This window comes from Bradyrhizobium sp. BRP19, assembly GCF_020194195.1.
Taxonomy (GTDB): domain Bacteria; phylum Pseudomonadota; class Alphaproteobacteria; order Rhizobiales; family Xanthobacteraceae; genus Bradyrhizobium; species Bradyrhizobium yuanmingense.
This window is the reverse complement of record NZ_JADYVZ010000024.1, coordinates 1-18,158: the sequence shown is the minus strand read 5'-3', so window position 1 is coordinate 18,158 and position 18,158 is coordinate 1. Positions and strand designations below refer to the sequence as shown.

Annotated in this window: 16 protein-coding genes; 7 read left to right on the top strand and 9 right to left on the bottom strand. The window is 60.7% G+C overall.

The features are described from left to right. Positions 1–8 precede the first annotated feature (8 nt). Positions 9–1,475, bottom strand: a complete 1,467-nt coding sequence (locus I6F36_RS35060; protein ID WP_225173022.1) for a lipopolysaccharide biosynthesis protein — start codon at positions 1,473–1,475, stop codon at positions 9–11. Between the two features lie 124 nt (positions 1,476–1,599). On the opposite strand from I6F36_RS35060, the gene I6F36_RS35055 reads away from it, so the two are divergent. Both I6F36_RS35055 and I6F36_RS35050 read left to right on the top strand, forming a co-directional pair. Further along, complete coding sequence (locus I6F36_RS35055; RefSeq protein WP_050991696.1) at positions 1,600–2,433, top strand: polysaccharide pyruvyl transferase family protein; 834 nt, start codon at positions 1,600–1,602, stop codon at positions 2,431–2,433. 1 nt (position 2,434) lies between these two features. Further along, entirely contained in the window at positions 2,435–3,550 is a 1,116-nt protein-coding gene (locus I6F36_RS35050) for a glycosyltransferase family 4 protein (RefSeq protein ID WP_225173021.1), read from the top strand. 17 nt (positions 3,551–3,567) lie between these two features. Here I6F36_RS35050 and I6F36_RS35045 read toward each other — a convergent pair whose 3' ends face one another. The 4 genes from I6F36_RS35045 to I6F36_RS35030 are packed head-to-tail and all read right to left on the bottom strand — an operon-like array spanning position 3,568 to position 8,328. Next, positions 3,568–4,659, bottom strand: a complete 1,092-nt coding sequence (locus I6F36_RS35045; RefSeq protein ID WP_225151646.1) for an acyltransferase — start codon at positions 4,657–4,659, stop codon at positions 3,568–3,570. Further along, on the bottom strand, positions 4,656–5,762 hold the full coding sequence (locus I6F36_RS35040) for an acyltransferase (protein ID WP_225112414.1): 1,107 nt from the start codon (positions 5,760–5,762) through the stop codon (positions 4,656–4,658). Before I6F36_RS35040 ends, I6F36_RS35045 begins: the two co-directional genes overlap by 4 nt. Before the next feature lie 9 nt (positions 5,763–5,771). Next, positions 5,772–7,109: a hypothetical protein gene (locus I6F36_RS35035; protein ID WP_225112413.1), complete on the bottom strand. Its 1,338-nt coding sequence runs from the start codon at positions 7,107–7,109 to the stop codon at positions 5,772–5,774. A 7-nt stretch (positions 7,110–7,116) separates the two neighbouring features. Next, entirely contained in the window at positions 7,117–8,328 is a 1,212-nt protein-coding gene (locus tag I6F36_RS35030; protein WP_225173020.1) for an acyltransferase, read from the bottom strand. Between the two features lie 569 nt (positions 8,329–8,897). Here I6F36_RS35030 and I6F36_RS35025 point away from each other — a divergent pair. The 3 genes from I6F36_RS35025 (at position 8,898) to I6F36_RS35015 (ending at position 12,433) form a co-directional block, all read left to right on the top strand. Continuing rightward, positions 8,898–9,488: a hypothetical protein gene (locus I6F36_RS35025; RefSeq protein ID WP_225173019.1), complete on the top strand. Its 591-nt coding sequence runs from the start codon at positions 8,898–8,900 to the stop codon at positions 9,486–9,488. Positions 9,489–9,519: 31 nt separating this feature from the next. Further along, positions 9,520–11,751 carry a Wzz/FepE/Etk N-terminal domain-containing protein gene (locus I6F36_RS35020; RefSeq protein WP_057026201.1) on the top strand — a complete coding sequence of 744 codons (2,232 nt, stop codon included), beginning with the start codon at positions 9,520–9,522 and terminating at the stop codon, positions 11,749–11,751. Between the two features lie 394 nt (positions 11,752–12,145). Then, positions 12,146–12,433 carry a hypothetical protein gene (locus I6F36_RS35015; protein WP_036013954.1) on the top strand — a complete coding sequence of 96 codons (288 nt, stop codon included), beginning with the start codon at positions 12,146–12,148 and terminating at the stop codon, positions 12,431–12,433. Between the two features lie 41 nt (positions 12,434–12,474). Here I6F36_RS35015 and I6F36_RS35010 read toward each other — a convergent pair whose 3' ends face one another. Next, positions 12,475–13,905, bottom strand: coding sequence for an undecaprenyl-phosphate glucose phosphotransferase (locus tag I6F36_RS35010; protein WP_225158277.1), 1,431 nt, complete (start codon positions 13,903–13,905; stop codon positions 12,475–12,477). A gap of 613 nt (positions 13,906–14,518) precedes the next feature. Between I6F36_RS35010 and I6F36_RS35005 the strand changes: the two genes are divergently transcribed. Continuing rightward, positions 14,519–15,256 (top strand): metallophosphoesterase, encoded by a 738-nt coding sequence (locus I6F36_RS35005; RefSeq protein ID WP_225173018.1) that lies wholly within the window; start codon positions 14,519–14,521, stop codon positions 15,254–15,256. 66 nt (positions 15,257–15,322) lie between these two features. Here I6F36_RS35005 and I6F36_RS35000 read toward each other — a convergent pair whose 3' ends face one another. Next, positions 15,323–15,598 (bottom strand): hypothetical protein, encoded by a 276-nt coding sequence (locus I6F36_RS35000; RefSeq protein WP_225173017.1) that lies wholly within the window; start codon positions 15,596–15,598, stop codon positions 15,323–15,325. A 636-nt stretch (positions 15,599–16,234) separates the two neighbouring features. On the opposite strand from I6F36_RS35000, the gene I6F36_RS34995 reads away from it, so the two are divergent. Continuing rightward, on the top strand, positions 16,235–16,498 hold the full coding sequence (locus I6F36_RS34995; protein WP_225173016.1) for a hypothetical protein: 264 nt from the start codon (positions 16,235–16,237) through the stop codon (positions 16,496–16,498). Positions 16,499–16,533: 35 nt separating this feature from the next. Here I6F36_RS34995 and I6F36_RS39785 read toward each other — a convergent pair whose 3' ends face one another. Together I6F36_RS39785 and I6F36_RS34990 are read right to left on the bottom strand one after the other, a co-directional pair. Next, complete coding sequence (locus I6F36_RS39785; RefSeq protein ID WP_275945402.1) at positions 16,534–16,662, bottom strand: hypothetical protein; 129 nt, start codon at positions 16,660–16,662, stop codon at positions 16,534–16,536. A gap of 261 nt (positions 16,663–16,923) precedes the next feature. Next, positions 16,924–18,126 carry an ABC transporter substrate-binding protein gene (locus tag I6F36_RS34990; RefSeq protein WP_225173015.1) on the bottom strand — a complete coding sequence of 401 codons (1,203 nt, stop codon included), beginning with the start codon at positions 18,124–18,126 and terminating at the stop codon, positions 16,924–16,926. Positions 18,127–18,158 lie beyond the last annotated feature (32 nt).

Sequence of the window (18,158 nt, the reverse complement as noted above, 5' to 3'; positions counted from 1 at the left end):
AATTCTGGCTAGGTCTTAGACGATCGCCGCACACGACCCCAGACTTCCTGGCATATCCGCACCACGGCCGGCCGGGCGACCGCCATGACAACGGCAAGATAGACCGAAGAACCAAGCAGCACGAGCGCGGAGAGACGCAGCCATGGCGACGTGGCCGGCATGGTAATGGAGGCAGCAACCACCGCGCAGGCCATCACCGCGGAGCCCGCAAGTGCCGGCATCAGCGCCGCGGCATAGGGCCTGATGCCGAGCGCCAAGATCCGCATCGAGGCTCCGGCGGACAGTGGATACAGCAACAAGGCGCGAACGACATAGCCGACAGCGATGGCGATAAGGCCAAATGGCGCAGCGACGATGAAGATCGCTATGTTCGAAACCGCGTATATCAGCGTCAGCCAAGTCTGCCAGTGCGGTTTGCCGAATGCCAGGATCACCGAGTGATTGTAGAGGCCGATCGTGGTCAAGAACCCGGTGATCGACATGATCGCGAGTAGAGGGGCGGCCTCGCCCCACTTGGATCCGAAGAAACCGACGATGAGATCCGGTGCCAGAGCCGCTATGCCCGCGAAAAGCGGGGCCGTCAGCAGTGACGTGTACTTGACGAAGTCGACCAGCGTCGAACGCGATGCTTCCCGGTCATGCTGGAGGCCAGCGATGGTCGAAAAGAACACGCGGTTCAACGCATTCCCGATCACGGTACTCACGGCGTTGACCAGGCGCTTGGCGAGGCTGTAGAAGCCCGCGCCGGCGGCGCCGGTATACCACGTGACGAAAATCAGATCGGAATTGGCATTGGCAAAGTTAGTGATTCCCGTCAGTGCCACGTAGCGCGCATAGCTCAGGAGATCGATAACAGCCTGCCGGCTGACCCGGAGCCGAGGGCGCCAGGGTGTCAAGACCCAAAGGCTGACCAGCGAGATCAACGAAGTCGAGACGAGCTGTCCGACCAGCGCAACGACCCCGTAACCCTGTATCGCCAGCGCGATCCCTACGGCTCCGCCAACCGAGATTGAAGAAAGCGAACGGATGGCGAGGGATCGAAAGAGTTGATTGCGCGTCAGCCAGGCTTCGTGCGTCCGTGACAGGCCTTGCACGGCCACGACGATGCAAAATCCCTTGAGAACGATGGCAATATCCGAAAGACCCGAGAGTCGTTCGATGGCGCCGCTCGAGGCGAACAGTGCGAGTGCTGCAAACAAGGAGAGGCCCGCGATGAGCCAAAACGAGGCAGTGTAATCCTCATCCTTCGGATCGGGACGCGCCTGGACGGCAATCGCGATGCTCTCGATCAGGACCGCCCGGCAGAACTCGAGCGCCAGCGCTCCCGTTGCCACGATGCCGAGAATCTGCGGCGACAGCAGCCGCGCCATGATCATGTAGATTGCGAGCGTGAGCGCCTGCCCGACCGCGGAATCGAGCGCCGACCAAATGACGCCCGAAACGATCGAGCGCGGCTTGATAATCTCGTGGCGCAACTGGAAGCCTGTCACAATTCGGGGTTAGGTCGACATTCGTCGATGAGCCATTGGCTGCTATGGTCCAATAGTCGCCTTGTTTACGAGGACACTACGGCAAGAAAGCAGCTACATCCGAGGCAGCATGAATTTTCGAGGCAATCTACGACGGCTGATCAACGAGGTCGGCTGCGACTTTATTCATCAACTGCCCTATCCGCACGTGGACTTGTTCTTCTGGCGTCCCGACGACGGAACGATCAATTTCGGTGATCATCTTTCGATCGTTGTCGTTGACCATCTCTTGCGGCAATTCGGCTATACGCTCGCCGATGAGGTGCCGCGGCAAGCGCGCTTGTTCGCGATCGGCTCCGTGCTCCACTACGCGCGAAATGGCGATGTGATCTGGGGAAGCGGCGTAAACGGACGCCCCGGCCAAGGTGACCTCAACCATCGCGTGCAGAATTTGGACGTGCGAGCGGTGCGCGGCCCCCGTACCCGGGAAGTTCTGCAGCGCCGGGGCATCGCGGTTCCCGAAGTGTTCGGAGATCCGGCCTTGCTGCTTCCTCAGCTGTTTCCAAATCGTTTTCGCCCTACTGCCAAGAAGCCGTGGGTGTTTGTTCCGAATTTGCACGATTTGAACATCGTCGACCCTGCCGCCGATACGGTGGTCTCACCGCTGGGATCCTGGAACCGGCGAATTGACGCCATTCTCGAAGCTGAACTGGTGCTGGCCAGCTCGCTCCACGGCATCATCGTCGCCGAGGCATTCGGGATACCGGCTCGATACGTACGGCTGAGCAGCGGAGAGGCCGAGTTCAAGTATCATGACTATTATGAGGGCACCGGCCGGTTCGCCGTCGAGTTTGCGACGAGTATTGACGAAGGTCGCGAGATGGGGGGAGCTGCGCGCCTCAACTTTGATCATCGTGCCTTGATGAGTGCATTCCCGATCGACCTCTGGAGCGGAAAGAACTAGCATGGCCCAGCGCCTCCGCGTGGCCATCTACGCGCCGCATTTTGCGGAATATTCCTACCGCCTCGCATCGGGATTGGCGCATCATTGCGACGTTCGGCTTGTGCTCAACCGCAAAGACGCGAACCAGCAATGGGAGCTTGCCGATATCGCTGTGACGGCGCCGTTCGAGACACGGATTCGCGACCTCAGTCTGCGGCGCGGCGGCGCAATCGGCATCCCTGCCTCGTTCATCGACATAATTTCCTTCCGCCCGGACGTGATCCATTGTCACGAAGTTCCCGAGATCTACACGTCCAAGCTGATTCAGTTCCTGCGTCCGCTCGGCATTCCCCTGGTGCTGACCGTTCACGATGCTATCCCGCACTCGGAGGGCGGCTCCGGCACCTCGCCCCGTGAAGATGCCTGGCGCGGGCGCATGCGTGCGGCCGCCTCGATCGTCACGACGCACGGCGAGAGCTGCATTGCAGATTTTCATCGCGCCTCGCCCGACTTCAAGGGCGAGACGGTTTCCAGCATGCACGGCGTGCTGATGGTTCCGCCGGACAAAAGCTCGTTCACCGAGCCCGAATCCAGACGCATCCTGTTTTTTGGACGGATGTGGGCTTACAAGGGCCTCGACATCTTCATCGACGCGATCGACATGTTGGCCCAGCGCGGCGTCGCGCATGAAGCGATCGTCGCCGGGCGCGGCCCCGAGATGACACGGCTCGGCGCCAGGATGGAGGCAATGCCGACGGTCAAGACCATCAATGCCTACATTTCGCCTGCGGATACCGGACGTCTATTTCAATCTGCTAAGGTGGTTGCCTTGCCCTACAAGGATGCATCACAAAGCGGAGTGCTCGCATCCGCCTATGGGAATGCGCGTCCCGTCGTCGCCAGCGCCACCGGTGGCATTCCCGACGTCGTGACGGACGGCGTCAATGGTCTCCTGGTCCCTCCCGGCGATGCCACTGCGCTCGCCGATGCACTCGAGCGCGTGCTGACGTCGAATTCACTCGCCACAACGTTGGCTGACGGCGCGCGGCAGACCGCGGCCGGCCCTCTGAACTGGGACCACATTGCCGAACGGTTGCTTGGATCCTATCACAGGCTCGCCGGTCGTACCGTGAAGTGAGCGCGACACGCGCTTTCTCAAGCCGATTGCCCCACTTTCAGCGGTCGAAAGAACGTGCTGCGGAACGCGCCGTCCAGCAAGCGCCTCAGCCGGACCTCGATCAGTTCATAGCTGATCGCACTTGCAGCCAGTGACATCACCAGCCCGAGTCCGATGAAAGCCGCCCATAGCAGCCAGCGGTCGACGCCGGCGGCAACCAGCTTCAGGCCAACCACCTGCAAGGGGAAGAGCACGAAGGGGTGCACGAGATAGAGGCTGTAGCTGATCTTGCCGATATATTGGAGCGCCGGCGTGCTCAGGGCCTTCCCGAGGCCTGATTCCGGGGCGAGCACCATGGCGAACAGCAGAAATCCGGGAATGAGGCCCACGAACGGATGAAACAGCACCAGGCTCGCATACAGCGCGGCCCCGCAGACGAGCCCTGCGACCAGACCGAGCCGTCCGGGAATGGAAATGCGAAATCCCGTCGCGCTGAACAGCATCCCGATGCAGAAGAACGCGGTGATAGGCCAGCGCATCAGGCAGGCCACGCCCAGCAGGATCAGAGGCGCAGCCAGCAGCCTGCCGCCGGCGCGCCACATCGAGAATGTCAGCGCAAACCAGATGTAGAATGCCCACTCATAGGTCAACGTCCACGCATTCTGCTGGGCAATGGGCAGGCCGAGCGCGTCCTGCACGAAGAACAGGTTGGCCGCAAAGATCCCGAGATAGCTGGTGAGATCGATGCCGCGGAAGAACTTGTAGGCCACGATCGGCCCGATCGCGAACAGCGCAAGATGCAGCACGACGAACACCGGCATGATGCGCAGGACGCGGTCGAAGAAGAACCGCGACAGCGAACCGTGGCGTATCAGACTGGCCGGGATCAGGAAGCCGCTGATCATGAAGAACAGCTCGACACCGTGCCCGCCGACATTGATCACCGACTGCAGCCAGGGCCAGAGCGGCGGCAGAAAACCGGGATTCGGGATGTCGTACATGCCTGCCTTCGGCATGTCGTAGAAATGATCCATCAGCACGCTCAGCGCCGCGATGGCACGAAGGCCCTGGACCGAAGGAAGGAACGATCCATCATAGGCGGCGCCCGGCTGGTGAGGTGCCTTGATCACTCTGCGGCACCCTGGGTGCTGAGCACTGGCTCGAGGACGACAGGCTTTCTTCGCGCGGAGCGGAATCTTTGCCCGAAGGAAATGCTGGGCTTCTCGATGAACGTGTATGTCATCCAACTGACGAGGATCGACAATGCCAGGATGACGACCAGGAAGATCGACCATCCGAGGGGTCCGTCGCCGAACCATACCAGGCGGTGGACGTAGACGATCGCGAACGGCGACATCAGATAGACCGAATAGCTGATCACGCCGACGAATGCCATCGGACGCCAGGCCATCCGTTCGCCGAACACGGCAAAGCCGATGAAGACAAGCGCCGCGCAGATATAGGCCGATCCGATCGAATAACTGTAGAAGAAATTCTCGTGATACACGCCGCCGAACCGGCGGTCGGACAGGGTGGCGGCGAAGACCGCATACAGAAGCGTGCAGACGGTCACATGCGTCCACCGCAGCTTGCCGCCAATGACGGTGTCGCGGATGATCTTGCCCAGGAACATCGCCGAGAGGTTCAAGCCGACCTCCATCACCGAGGAGACTGCCCTGCTCTCAACGAAAAGTGCAGCTGTGGTTCCCACCAGCGCGGCGGCAACGACGATGGTCACCGCCGTGAAGCGCCGGTTGAGCAGCCCCATCGCAAAGAGAATGGTGCATCCGACGTAGAACAAGAGTTCGATCGCCAGCGTCCAATAGAACACCCAGAGATTCGGGACGTTCACGAAAGTCTGCAACATCGTCACGTTAGCGGCGATCTGCCCCAGCGGAAAACTCTTCGAATCCAGCAGCTGCACCGACACGAGCCCGACAACGATCGAAGTCCAATAAGCCGGATAGAGCCGGAAGAAGCGGCTGATCGTAAAATCGCGCACAGGCGTGGCGCTGTCCGGGAAGCTGAACGGAATGACGAAGCCGCTCACGAAGAAGAACAACACGACCCCGAACCGGCCAAAGTTCATGTAGTAGCCGAATATGTCGTGGAGGGGCCCGTAATAGACACCCGTCGGGTGCTTTTCCAGGATGACCTCGAATACGTGCTGGACCAGGACGGCCAGCACGGCAATGCCGCGCAGCGTGTCGATGAATGCGAGCCGTTTATGCATTGTTCGTTCTCACCTGCTTCCGCTCGCCGCCGGTACATCCGGGCGGAAGCCTTCTAATGACGGCATCGGTGGCCGTACGATGATTGGCACGGCGTCGCCCGCCCGCGCGGTGGTCGCGCGCCGCGAGAACACCTCGCTGAAGCTCAACGCGATGATCAGCAGGCCGGACGCCGGGCCGTAATTCAGAACGGTGATCGTGAACAAGTTGACGACGAAGATCAGCGTCAGCTTGTAGACGTCGGTCGTGCCGAACGTCGCCCGGAATACCATCACCATGAATGCGACGAACGGGAGTCCGAACATCAGATACGTGCCGATGTAGAAATTGTCGACGGGAACCCAGAAGGCGGCGAGCGGCGAGAACAGCTTCTGCGGATAGTTGAAGCAGCCCACGCCGCAGCCGGTCACGAGACCAACGGGCATGAGCTGGCTCAGGTAGACGAACGGCAGTTGCCAGCTGTTGTTGATGCGGTCGACGATGCTGAACAGGGTCGTGTGCGGCACCGCGGCGGTACCCGAAGCGAGCACGATCATGAAGAACGGCACCAGGATCGCGGCAAACGACCACAATGCAATGTTCCGTATCGCGGAGAAGCGCGACTTCTCCGGGAGCATCCGCACGAACACCAGCAGAATCAAGTAGAGCACGAGGACGATCATGGTCGTCTTGCTGGTCGTCAGACGGATGATGTAGACCGCAAGGGAGCCGTACAGAAGGCACCAAAGCGTGCTCTTACGGATCGACGTAATTGCGAAGGACACGAGTATGAAGAAGGCCGCCATGGTACTTTCGGCAGCAAAGCCCGTGAGACGCTGATCGTCACCGCCATAGGCCCACCATAAGCGACCCGCCTCACGAACGGCGCCGAAGGACTCATATTTGTATCCGACCCAGGGCATGAAGTAGAATTTCGTCAGCAGCACGCCGATCAGCGAGAGGTAGAACGTCGCGGCGATGACCGACAGCAACTTCTTGTAGGAGCCCAGACTGGTGTCGCAGAAACAAAATCCGACGAACACCGGGAGCATCATCTTAAACGACGACATCGCCGCGTTGACCGTCCCCAGCATGAAGTAGCCGAGCACCAGCGACAGCATGATCTGCACGAGGACAACTGCAGCCATGATACTGCGATTGCGCAAGATGCAATGCACGATGAACTGGACCAGGCACAGAAGCGCAATGCCATCCGGCACGAACCAAAGCGCGTCCAAATGCATGATGCTGGTGTAGTACCGCATCATACCGCCGAAGGCATCCCGGACCAGATAGGCTGCGAGCGCGATCGCCTCGATATTGAGGCTGATCAGCATCATCCTGCGGGGTTGCAGCGCGAAGGTGCTCATGCGCGGCTCAGTTGCTCAGCCGCGCCGATCGGGCGGGGGATGGCGCAAAATCCGGGGGGCTTCCGAATGCATTTCGCAGGAGCCTGCCGCCGGGAATTTCGACATAGAGATAGGTGAGGTGCGAAACCGCGAGCACGGCGGCCAGTGAAACGACGAGATTCAGCGTCGCCGGCAGGCCTGCCCAGATCGAATCCAGGGCGGCGATTCGCCCCGCCCCCACGCCCCGCACGAAGTATTCAGCCAGCAGCACCACGAGCGCGTGCACCATATAGATCGAATACGAACGACGCCCCAACCAGATCAGCGGCTTGGCCACCAGAATCCGCGGCACCAGCAGCGCATCCGGAAAGGCCCGCAGGCTGCCGAGGAAGATCGCGAACATCACTGGCGCGAGGAAGGTCGCGGCAGGATTGGCCTCCGCCAGGGACACCAGGACGATGCTCGCGATCATGGCGACGAATTGCAATGCGCCCTGCACGGCAGGCCCCGGCTTGGCCGGCAGGCGATCGACGATCCTCACCATCAAGACGCCCAGGAAAAAGCCGACGAAGCAGCGTAGCAAGCCGAAATCCGTCTGAAGCTCGATGCTCTTCTTTTCGAGCACGAAGATGATGAAGACGAGACTTCCGACCGCGAGCAGCCCGGAGAGGACATAGAACCACGCCAGCGAGCGCATGCGCAGGGCAATGAGAACGATCAGACCAAACACCAGGTAGGTGTAGAACTCAACGCTGATGCTCCAGCTCGGCGCATTCCAGCTGAGATAGTCGATGAACCCCATCGAGTGGAGAAGCAGGACGTTGAGGCCGAAGGAATAGGCATTGTTCACTTCGAACGCCGCAGGCGCGGCGACGACCACCCCCGCCATGACCAGGCCGATGCGCAGCAGGCGAAAGACGAGGTTTGCCAGCAGCATGACGATATGCAGCGGGTAGACTCGCGCCAGGCGCCGTACCATAAATTCGCGCAGCGAGAAGCGCGTGAAGTCGTTCTCGACATAGCTGAGCGCCATGACCATTCCGCTGAGAACGAAGAACAGATCGACCAGCAGCCATGCACTCCTGAAGAAGGAGCAGTTGATCCAGGCGTTGTGCGGGAATGCCGCGAGAAAGGTTGGCATCAGCAGCAGATGGTGGATCACCACGGAAGTCGCGGCGATCCCCCGGATGCTGTCGAGCGGCAGGACGTGCGCCTTCTCACGATGAACCAACTCCGTCACATCAACATTCCGTAGCTGTTGCACCGCAGCAGTGTGTATCAGGTCTCAACGCGTGATCAATCTCTGCAATCGCGGAGCCGCATTCGATGCATGACGACCGACAATAATTTCAAAGCTTGCAGATCATTCGGACATGCGAGCGCCAAGTTCATGCCACTTTTCATCCGACGTGCGCCTGCTTCGGCGCGCAAGCCAATCGGCATGGGATGATTGCGAGTATTTGCGCGCAAAGTGTGCGCGAAATTCGGCACTGTTGCGATCGAGGCCCTTGCAGCACATTGATTGCTGCGTGCCAATGTCGCGCGAAAAAATCTTTCGCCAATGGGGAACAATAAACGCGCGTCGTGACTTGTGTCGGTTTTGCGACGAGCGGCTGCGCGAGTGCCCGATATGTTTTCAGGTTGCAACATTCATGGGCGTGATTTGCCGATCTCGCAGGCATTGTAGAACTTGTTTTTGCAACCGGCGAACAAGCGGGCTCGCGTTTGTTTTGTCGCCAGCTTTGCACCAGCTTTTGCGTCGCACAAAAAGATGACACAGTTACCTGTCAAGTTTCGCCTGTTCTCCTATTGCAACAGAAGCAAGGAACACGGATGGGCCGCGGACTAACACGTCGTCATGCGCAGCCGCGATGGCTAGCGATTGTCTTGATTGGTTCTGCGCTGATCGTGTCGAGCGCTGGTGCTTGCCGCGCGCAGTGCGTCGAATTCTCGGACCGCGCCTCGCAACTCGAACTCGACACCTTCGTGAAGTCGCCGTCCTCGCTCCTCGAGCGGTTGCGCAATGACAAGGAGAAGTTGCGGTATTGGCTCGCGCGCTATGTCGCGACGAATCCGTCGGTGCTGCCGTCCGTCCAGACGCTCATCTCGGCGTCGGCTTCAGCCGATCGCTCGTCCATCGGCGCTGCGCTGCGCCTTGCCGAAGCACGTTGCACGTCCACCAAGCCGGACGCCGCGCGCAAGATCAGGGATTTCGTGCAGCGGATCGGCGATCTCAACGTGCAGGCCGGTTATTCCGGCGCCGGAGAGGACGGCTCCGGCGTCCAGGCCCAATCGCAAATCAAGACCTCGCCGCAGCCGGGCCGTGGCGGAGCACTGCTCGAAGGCGAGTGGAGAACCAAGCTGGCCAATCCATTCAAGCCCGTCCCCCTTCCGAATTGATCCATGATCGTCAAAGGCAGCGAATTAGCACATGTACCAGCCTAGGGAACATTTCCAGTCGGGGCACCGATTCGGCATCGAATTCGGCGGGGCGGTCCTCAGCTTCGAGCGGGTGGCCGACGTCCTTCGCCGCCAATGGCCGATCATCGCGGTCTGTACGGGAGCTTCGCTGGCCCTGGTGATCGTCTACCTGGCCATGGCGCAGCCCATGTATACGGCAAATGCCCGTATCATGATGGATACGCGGCAGACGCAAGTTCTGGACAAGGACAGCAACGCCAGCAGCGCCCTGATCGACACGGGCTACGTCGACAGCCAGGTGGAGATCATCAACTCGGACGACCTCATTCTGTCCGTCGTCCGCCGCCTGAAGCTGACAGAAGACCCGGAGTTCAACGGCTCCAAGCCCGGCCTGCTCTCTATCATCATCGGCAAGCTGACTTCGTTATTCGGCTCCGGCGAACCAGCAAGCCAGGAGCGAATCGAACATGCAGTCGTCCAGCAGATTCAGAAGAATCTGCGTACGGAGCGCGTGCTGACGACATATGTGCTGTCGCTGAGCTATAAAGCGCGGAGCCCCGACAAAGCCGCCAAGATCGCCAACGCGATCGCCAATGCCTATCTCGTCGGCGCCCTGGAGGCCAAATATCAGTCCACCAAGCGGGCCACCGAATGGCTGCAGCAGCGCAGCCTCGAGCTGAGCGAGCAGGCATCGGCCAGCGATCGCGCCGTCCAGACCTTCAAGGCCGAGAACAACATCGTCGGAACCAGCCGCGGCCTGATGTCCGAGCAGCAATTGTCGGACCTCAACACGCAGCTAGTTCAGGCGCGGGCTGCGACCGCCGAAGCCAAGGCCCGGCTTGACCGGATCGACACGATCTCCGATCAGGATGTTGCGCAATCAACCGTGACGGACGCCCTCAACAACTCGGTGATCACCCGTCTGCGCGCTCAATATCTCGACCTCCAGGCGCAATATGCCGACTGGTCCAGGCGCTACGGCAAGTCCCACCTTGCGGCGGTCAATCTGGCCAACAAGATGGAGGAGCTGCGCAAGAACATCGCCGACGAACTGCGTCGGATCGCAGACGCCTATCGCAGCGACTACGAGATCGCGAAGAGCCGGGAGGCCTCGCTCGAGAAGAACGTGAAGGAGCTCGTCGCCCAGGCCGGCAACAAGGGCCAGGCCGAGGTCAAGCTGCGCGATCTCGAAAGTGCCGCCGACACCTACCGCAATCTCTACAACAACTTCCTGGAAAAGCTGCAGAGCGCGACGCAGAACCAGAGCTTTCCCCTCAGCGAGGCCCGCCTCATCAGCACCGCCACCAAGCCGGACCGCAAGAGCTCGCCGCGAACGGTCCTCGCCCTCGTGGGCGGCCTGGTCGGCGGCCTCTGCCTCGGCTTCGGCGCGGCATTTGCGCGTGAACTGCTGAGCGACGTGCTGCGGACCCCCGGCGAGGTCGAGGATGAGCTCGGCGTGAAATGCCTCGGCGTGCTGCCGGACATACGTCCGCCGACGACGGCCGGCACGTTGCTCCCGACGTCAGCGAAGACCGGCCCTCCCGATCTGTCCCGCTACGTCGTCGATCATCCGTTCTCACGCTTTGCCGAGACCTTGCGCAACATCAAAGTTTCGATCGACGTCGCGCGTCTGACCCGCGAGATCAAGGTGATCGGCATCGTCTCCTCGCTACCAAAGGAGGGCAAGACGACGGTGGCCGCCAATTTCGCGCAGCTGATCGCCCTCACCGGGCATCGCACGGTTCTGATCGACGGCGATCTGCACACGCGCTCGCTGACGCGGGAGCTCGCGCCCAACGCCAAGACCGGCCTCGTGGAGGCTCTCAACGATCCCGCGAACCTCGGCTACCACGTGCAGCGAAGCAAGGAGACGGGACTGGATTTCCTGCCCTCCGTAGTGGCCTCGCGCATGGTCAATTCGGCCGACGTCATCGGATCCAAGGCAATGGCCGAGCTGCTCAAGGTGCTGAGGGAGCACTACGAGTACATCGTGATCGATCTCGCCCCGGTGATGCCGGTGGCCGATTCCAAGGCCGTTAGCTTCCTGATCGACGCCATGGTCTACGTGATCGAATGGGGCCAGACCACGCGAACCGCTCTGCAGGAGTCGGTTTCGGGTTCGGAAGTCCTCCAGAAGAAGCTGATCGGCGCCGTGCTCAACCGCGCGAACCCGAAGATGCTCAAGCGCATCGAGGCCTACAAGGGCAAGCACCACAACAGCTATTACGTCGAGCACGCCTAGGCGGAGGCGAGGCGCCGCTCCCACTGAACAACTGGAATGAGCTCGGGCCCGTTGCCGATTGGCAGCGGGCCTTATTCGTGCTTGGCGGTCGCTTGAAGGGCATCCCGTGCGCCCTCGCGCACGGACCGAGATGCGGCGAGCGCTCCGGACCCTGCTCGCGGGCTCCGTATTCGTCCGGAATCCACAACTTGCAGTTATTGCTCTAGCCAAAAGCAAGGATTGACGGATACGGTGGTCGCCAAGAGAGTGCGCTTTTGGGCCATCGTCCATCGATAAGACGAGACAATCCGAGCCTTGAGGCCTGAAAATGCCGAAACTTTAGGCATCTTTCTTTCTCCGTTCCCCGGGGCTAATCTCGGCTCATTACTCGCAGTTATTTTTCCGGTAGGCTCGGATGCTGATCGTCCTGACGATTTTGACTATTTGGGTCCTGCTCAACATCCTGTTCGTGTTGATCGTGGTCCCTCCACGCAAGCCGCTCCGCCACCCCATGGCGACGACGCTCTCACCCGCGCCCATCGACCCGAGCCGGCGCCAGATCGAGCAGGACGAGCCTTTCTCGATCCGCCATGTCATCGTCTCCGTCGCAATGGGAGCCTTCTTCGTGCTCGTGCCGCCGCTGCTCGCGCTGCGCGATGCGATCATGCGGCTCTTCCGCAGGCCGCCGCGAAATGGAACCTGAGCCCCGGGACGGAGGTTTCCGGCGATTGAGAGATCGAGCGGCTAATAGGCCTCCTGGAACATCACGGCGGACGCGGTGCGGGCCATGATCTTCAGGTCGAGCCAGATGCTCCAATTGCTGACGTACCAGACGTCGTACTCGACCCGCTTTTCCATCAGATCGATCGTTGGCGTTTCGCCCCTGAATCCGTTCACCTGAGCCCAGCCCGTCAGGCCCGGCTTCATGTGATGGCGGTAGACATACTTGCTGATCAGCTCGTCGTAGTAATTGTCATGGGCGAGCGCGTGTGGACGCGGTCCCACCAGCGACATGTCCCCACGGAGCACGTTCCAGAGCTGCGGCAGCTCGTCGATGCTGGTCATGCGCAGGAAGCGCCCGATCTTGGTGACCCGGGCATCCCCCTTGGTCGCCTGGGTCACCGTCTCGCCGTTCTCGGACACCGTCATGGTGCGGAACTTCCAGATCTCGAACGGCTTGCCGTTGAAGCCGCGGCGCGACTGCCGGAATATGACGCTTCCCGGCGAATCCAGCTTGATCAGCACGGCTACCGTCAGCAGCAGCGGCGTCAGCAGCACGAGCGCGAACAGAGCGACGCCGACGTCGAGACAGCGCTTCTGCAGCCGCTCGAGAATGGTGAGCGGCGGCCGCTGGATCTCGACCGCGACGGTTCCGCTGACCGGCAGGAACGGACGGGTCACGAGGTCGGCAACGGAATCGTCCGGCAGCAGGCGAATGGGCTGCGGAACGGCGCGCAAATATGGCCCGAGCTTGCGCAGCATCGGCAATTCGTTCCAGTCGATCGCGAGCAGATATTCGTCGACATTGGCCGCGCGCGACTGACGGATGACGTCGCGAATCTGCCGCTCCCATTGGCCGTCATCCCGATCCTCTCCGAGCACGAAATGGCGCATGACGTCGAAGCCGTTCCTGCGCAAATCCTTGAAGCGGCTCGAGGTGAAGTCGAGCGGCTTCAGGCTGAGCAGGATCACCTTGCGGTCGACCAGGCGGCTTCTGGCAAAGCTCGTGCCGAACACGGCCTGCCAGACGAAGCGCAGGCTGATCAGGCCGAGCCCGCCGATCACGGCGAAGACGATGACGGTGCCGCGCGACAGATTATCCGTCGATTTCAGCAGGAAGGCCGCAACGGCGAGGATCGTGAGCGACGTCAACCAGATAAACGCCGCCATTCGAAGCTGCCAAACCAGATTGAGCAGGCGGTGCGTGGAATAGACGTCCCGGAAATAGGCGATCCCGACGAACACCACACCGACGAACAATCCGGCTCCCACCGATGCACCCTCGGGCGGCGACGCGACCGCCACGCCATACAGCGAAGCCCCCGCCGCGTAACTCAGCAGGATCAACAGAAAATCAGCAGCGATGACGACGACCTGAAAGGGCCTCTGAAGCGCACTGCCGCGCGCAGATGACAGCGCATGAGCGCTTTCAGAACCGTAAGTTGCAACAGCCATTCGAACCTCTGCGTATCGAGAGAGTGCCTGACGCTCATCGTGATGCTGAAGACTCGTCAATTCCCCGCACGGAAAGTGTTGGTCGATCGCAGCGACATTGTGGCGCTGCACGCGAAACTTTTGCGGCGCACGGACGATGTGTCGCGTTGAGATGCGCGGCGAAATTCGGTGCGCTGAAAATGTCGTCACAGTGCTGACATACGAGCGAGCGAACTGCCCTATTTTGAATCAAGTTCCGCATCCAATGCGACGCCATCGTTGCACGGGCCGCTGTTCGCTGAAGTTTGAGGCGCTGCTTGCTGCCGACGAACGCAAACATCGGATCACTTGCGAGAGTTTCCAGGGATTTCTATCTGCGGATGTATGCGAGAATCTGCAACGAGTCATGCAGACTTGCTGCATGCTTCGAGCCAGCGATGCAATTCCTGCGGACCCCTCTCGTTCCTGAAGTCCATGAAACAAGTCGGCAAAACATGCCGTGCCCTTCTTTTGGCGTGATCGGCACCGACAACGAGCTGCGGCCCCACGGAACTCGCGTTGTTCGCGTTGGATGGACGCTCTCCGGTGCCGGTGACTTGGGGATATTTTTCCGACCACCCGATCGATGAGCGCCATGAAATCTTTCGCGCGATCCCACCCGTCGCTTCCCAAACCGCAATTGCCGGACGGCGTCCGCATCTATGCGATCTCGGATATTCACGGCTGCGCGCATCTGCTCGAGCCCATGCTGCGGGTGATCGACGCCGACGTTGCGCGGAGCCGGCCGCGCTATGCCATCGAAGTCTTTATGGGCGATTACATCGATCGCGGCCCGGATACGCGGTCAACCCTCGACATCCTGGTCGAGCGGAGCCGGCGGGGGAATGCGGTCTTCCTCAAGGGCAACCACGAGGCCTTTCTGGTGAGGGTGTTCGAAGATCCTTCCCTATTCGAGGACTGGATTGCCTTCGGCGGGACCCAGACATTGATGTCCTACGGGCTTGCTCCCCCCGATCTCAAGCGCGACGAGCCAGCATCGATCCTGCGCGACTTGATTCGCGCCATGCCGACCGAACATCTGGAATTCCTGGACAATCTGCGGTTGAGCTTCAGCTGCGGAGACTTCTTCTTCGTCCACGCCGGCGTTCGCCCGGGCGTGCCGCTCGCCCAGCAGACCGAGCGCGATCTGCTCTGGATTCGCGAGGAATTCCTGCGCAGTGAGGAGCAGTTCGGCAAATATATCGTCCACGGCCATACGCCGGTCCGCAGCGCCGAATTGCTGGCCAACCGCGCCAATATCGACACCGGCGCCTATGCGACCGGCAACCTCACCCTGATGAGCATCCAGGGGAGTCGCATGCTCGCGGTGTGATGAGCTTCAGCCTCTTGCCACCGATGCGCGAGACGGTCTCGGGGAGGGAATGGACGTTCACCATTTTCAGTTGAGACACGGCAGCGGCGACTGCGCACGCGTCTGGGCCATCCAGTCACTCCACGCTCGCTCGTGCTTGACGTAGAGCTCCACCCAACGTTCGCCAAGCCTGGCCTCTCGGACGCGCGCCGCCTCCCCGAGCAGCTCGGCGCCGGGACGGGCGTCCGGCTTGTCCAGCGCTTCGAACTCGATCGTTTCCGAGATCGTCAGACCGACAAGCACGCGCTGTCCGGCGCCGTCCACGATGTAGCGTCGCGGCGCATCCTTCTTGGGCTCACTCATGTCGTCATGTCCGATCGGGTTCAGTGTGAAGCTGGATACCGTCATCGAATGGGATGATGCCTAAAAGGCTCGCCGGGCGTGGCCGAACGTCGAGGTCGGAGCGGGCCGCGAGGCCCGGCGCGAGGCGCTGCTGGATGAGCTCACGGCTCTTCGTTGGACGCGCCAGGCGCGTAGCGCGTATCCGAGAATGAGACCAGCGCCGAAAATGGAAGCAGAGACAAACGCAGAAGTCATGAGAGTCGTCCTGGGAGTCGTCCTGGATCGTGCGCGTCCTATCAAGAGTGAGCAGTGTGTCGACATCATGGTTCTCGAGGATACACGAGCGCCGAAAAAATGTTCAAGGTTCGGTCTCCTTTGCATGCATGCCGCGCACGCGGCAACGCTGCAAGCCTCTGCCTGATCTCGTCTCGGCCGGAGGTGATCATCGAACACTCTCTATATATGACGACCACATATCTAAGAGACGTTCTCGCAGTCCGATGCATCAAGGCCCGTCACGGTCGATCCGACGCGCCTCGGCGAGACCATGCGCCCCTGCAACCGGAAATTCGGCGTCAGCCGGCCTGCCCGTACCCTTGCAACCATCCGGAACCCGTCGCATTATCACCCATCGCATTTGATGAGGGATTCAATCCAATGAACTTCCGCGCCGTTGCTTCATCCATTGCCCTGGCCGCTCTCGGCCTCACTTTGGCGACATCCATGGCGCCGGCCGCCGAGCTCGCACTTGCTCCGTCACAGCGGGCGGCCGCCGTCCAGGGCGGACTTGTGTTCTGGGACGACGTCTACCCGCCCGCGATCTACGGCCCGCAGCTTCGCCCGGTTGCGGACGTCGCGGCCATGAAGGCGCAGGCCCGGCCGGTGTCCCAGCGCTGGTGGGGATATTGGTACGTGCGGTAAGGCACCGGAGCGACTGGCCGGGAGTCGAGCTTCGCTCAACCGTGAACCGCCGCCATGTGGGCAACCGCTGGCGGCGGTTTTCGCTTGTCCAGAAACTCCGCAAACCGCAATCTTTCGTAGCCAAGTACGAAGGTGGCGATCGGCGCCTTGACGTCATCGAGCATTGCCGAGGCACTCGGAGCTGATCCGCTGAAGCTGCTTCCGCGCTTCATGCGTGAAAGAAAACAATTGGAGCTTCCATTTGCGCCTGTGATGCCATCAACCTCGACTGCACTGACTAATCCGCGATTTCTGGATGTCCGAGAATGCTCGGCTGAAATTGGTCAGCCGACCGTGTCGAAGCGGAGTCTTTGAGGTAGAAAATCAATCTCCAGGCCCCCAACGCCGATACGGAGGGCCCGGCATCACCGGCGCCCTAGTGCTGATTAGTTTTGGTCGGCACTCAGAACACTGCCGAACTGCTCCCAGGAACTTCCGGTCCAGCGTTGCAGCTGAAGCTGCGTGTACGCCATACTGTTGCTCGGGCCGGTGTTGATCGCAATACCAGGCATCAGCGTCGGAAGCACGAGTCCTTTGATGCTGCGCGCCTGCTTCAGAATGTTCTCGCGCGACAGATCGTTGCCGCATTGCTTGAGCACCTGCTCCAGGATTTGACCTTGCTGGGTCCCGAACAGGTAATTGTTGTCGCCAATGTCGGAGCCGGAAAGATATTTCTCGAAGTGTTCACGATACCACTTCATACCCGGGTCGTCGGCCCACCGCTTGTCGTTCGGATCCTTTGTGACAGTCGCTGCAATAACCCCGACCGCCTTGTCCGCTCCGGCAGGCACAATGGTAGCGGAGACCGAGCTCGAGACATAGTTGATGATGGTCAGCGGCGACCAGCCGATCTCGTTCGCCTTCTTGATTGCCTGAGCGGTGAATTTCGGCGTGCCCGCGATCACGAAGGCCTGGGCCCCCGAGGCCTTGAGCGACACCACATGAGATTCGATGGTGGGTTCGGTAACTTCGTAGGGCGAGGCGACCACCTTCCGGTCGAAATCGGCTTTCAGCGCCTCCTTGAACGCCGCGACGAAATCCCGGCCGAGGTCATCGTTCTGGTACAGGATCGCAATCTTTGCGTCGGGCTTGGTCTCGCTAATGTACTTCGCGTAGATCTTGCCTTCGGTGTTGTAGCTCGGCAGTCCCGTGGTCGTCATCGGAAAGTCGGTGAAATTGGCAAACTTGGTCGCCCCGCTGACGACGAAAAGGTGTGGCACCTTCTTCCCGTTCACATATTTCACGGTCGCACTGAGACCGGGTGTCCCGAGCGGGCTGAACAGCAATGCCACCTCGTCACCCTCGATCAGCTTCCTGGTCTGCTCGACGGCCTTCGGCGGGCTGTAGGCGTCATCATAGGTCATGAGGTTGATCTTGCGGCCATTGACGCCGCCACGGTCGTTGATCGAGCGAACGTAGGCGATGAGGCCCTTGCCGGTGTTGCTGAGCGGAGACGCGGGACCGCTGAATGGGAAAGTCGCCCCGACCTTGATTTCCGATTCCGTCACACCGGGCGTGTCGGCATGAACCGGCATCGCGACAAATGCCGCAAGCGCGGCCATGGAAAGCGCGAGTTTCCTCATCAACATCTAAATTCCCTCCTGAGCTTGTTATGATTTGA

Coding starts and splice junctions, on each gene's coding strand:
- I6F36_RS35040 (WP_225112414.1), bottom strand. CDS start 5,762: ATGCATAAACGGCTCGCATTCATCGACACGCTGCGCGGCATTGCCGTG.
- I6F36_RS35050 (WP_225173021.1), top strand. CDS start 2,435: ATGGCCCAGCGCCTCCGCGTGGCCATCTACGCGCCGCATTTTGCGGAA.
- I6F36_RS35000 (WP_225173017.1), bottom strand. CDS start 15,598: ATGAGTGAGCCCAAGAAGGATGCGCCGCGACGCTACATCGTGGACGGC.
- I6F36_RS35010 (WP_225158277.1), bottom strand. CDS start 13,905: ATGGCTGTTGCAACTTACGGTTCTGAAAGCGCTCATGCGCTGTCATCT.
- I6F36_RS35020 (WP_057026201.1), top strand. CDS start 9,520: ATGTACCAGCCTAGGGAACATTTCCAGTCGGGGCACCGATTCGGCATC.
- I6F36_RS34995 (WP_225173016.1), top strand. CDS start 16,235: ATGAACTTCCGCGCCGTTGCTTCATCCATTGCCCTGGCCGCTCTCGGC.
- I6F36_RS35015 (WP_036013954.1), top strand. CDS start 12,146: ATGCTGATCGTCCTGACGATTTTGACTATTTGGGTCCTGCTCAACATC.
- I6F36_RS39785 (WP_275945402.1), bottom strand. CDS start 16,662: ATGCTCGATGACGTCAAGGCGCCGATCGCCACCTTCGTACTTGGCTAC.
- I6F36_RS35035 (WP_225112413.1), bottom strand. CDS start 7,109: ATGAGCACCTTCGCGCTGCAACCCCGCAGGATGATGCTGATCAGCCTC.
- I6F36_RS34990 (WP_225173015.1), bottom strand. CDS start 18,126: ATGTTGATGAGGAAACTCGCGCTTTCCATGGCCGCGCTTGCGGCATTT.
- I6F36_RS35005 (WP_225173018.1), top strand. CDS start 14,519: ATGAAATCTTTCGCGCGATCCCACCCGTCGCTTCCCAAACCGCAATTG.
- I6F36_RS35055 (WP_050991696.1), top strand. CDS start 1,600: ATGAATTTTCGAGGCAATCTACGACGGCTGATCAACGAGGTCGGCTGC.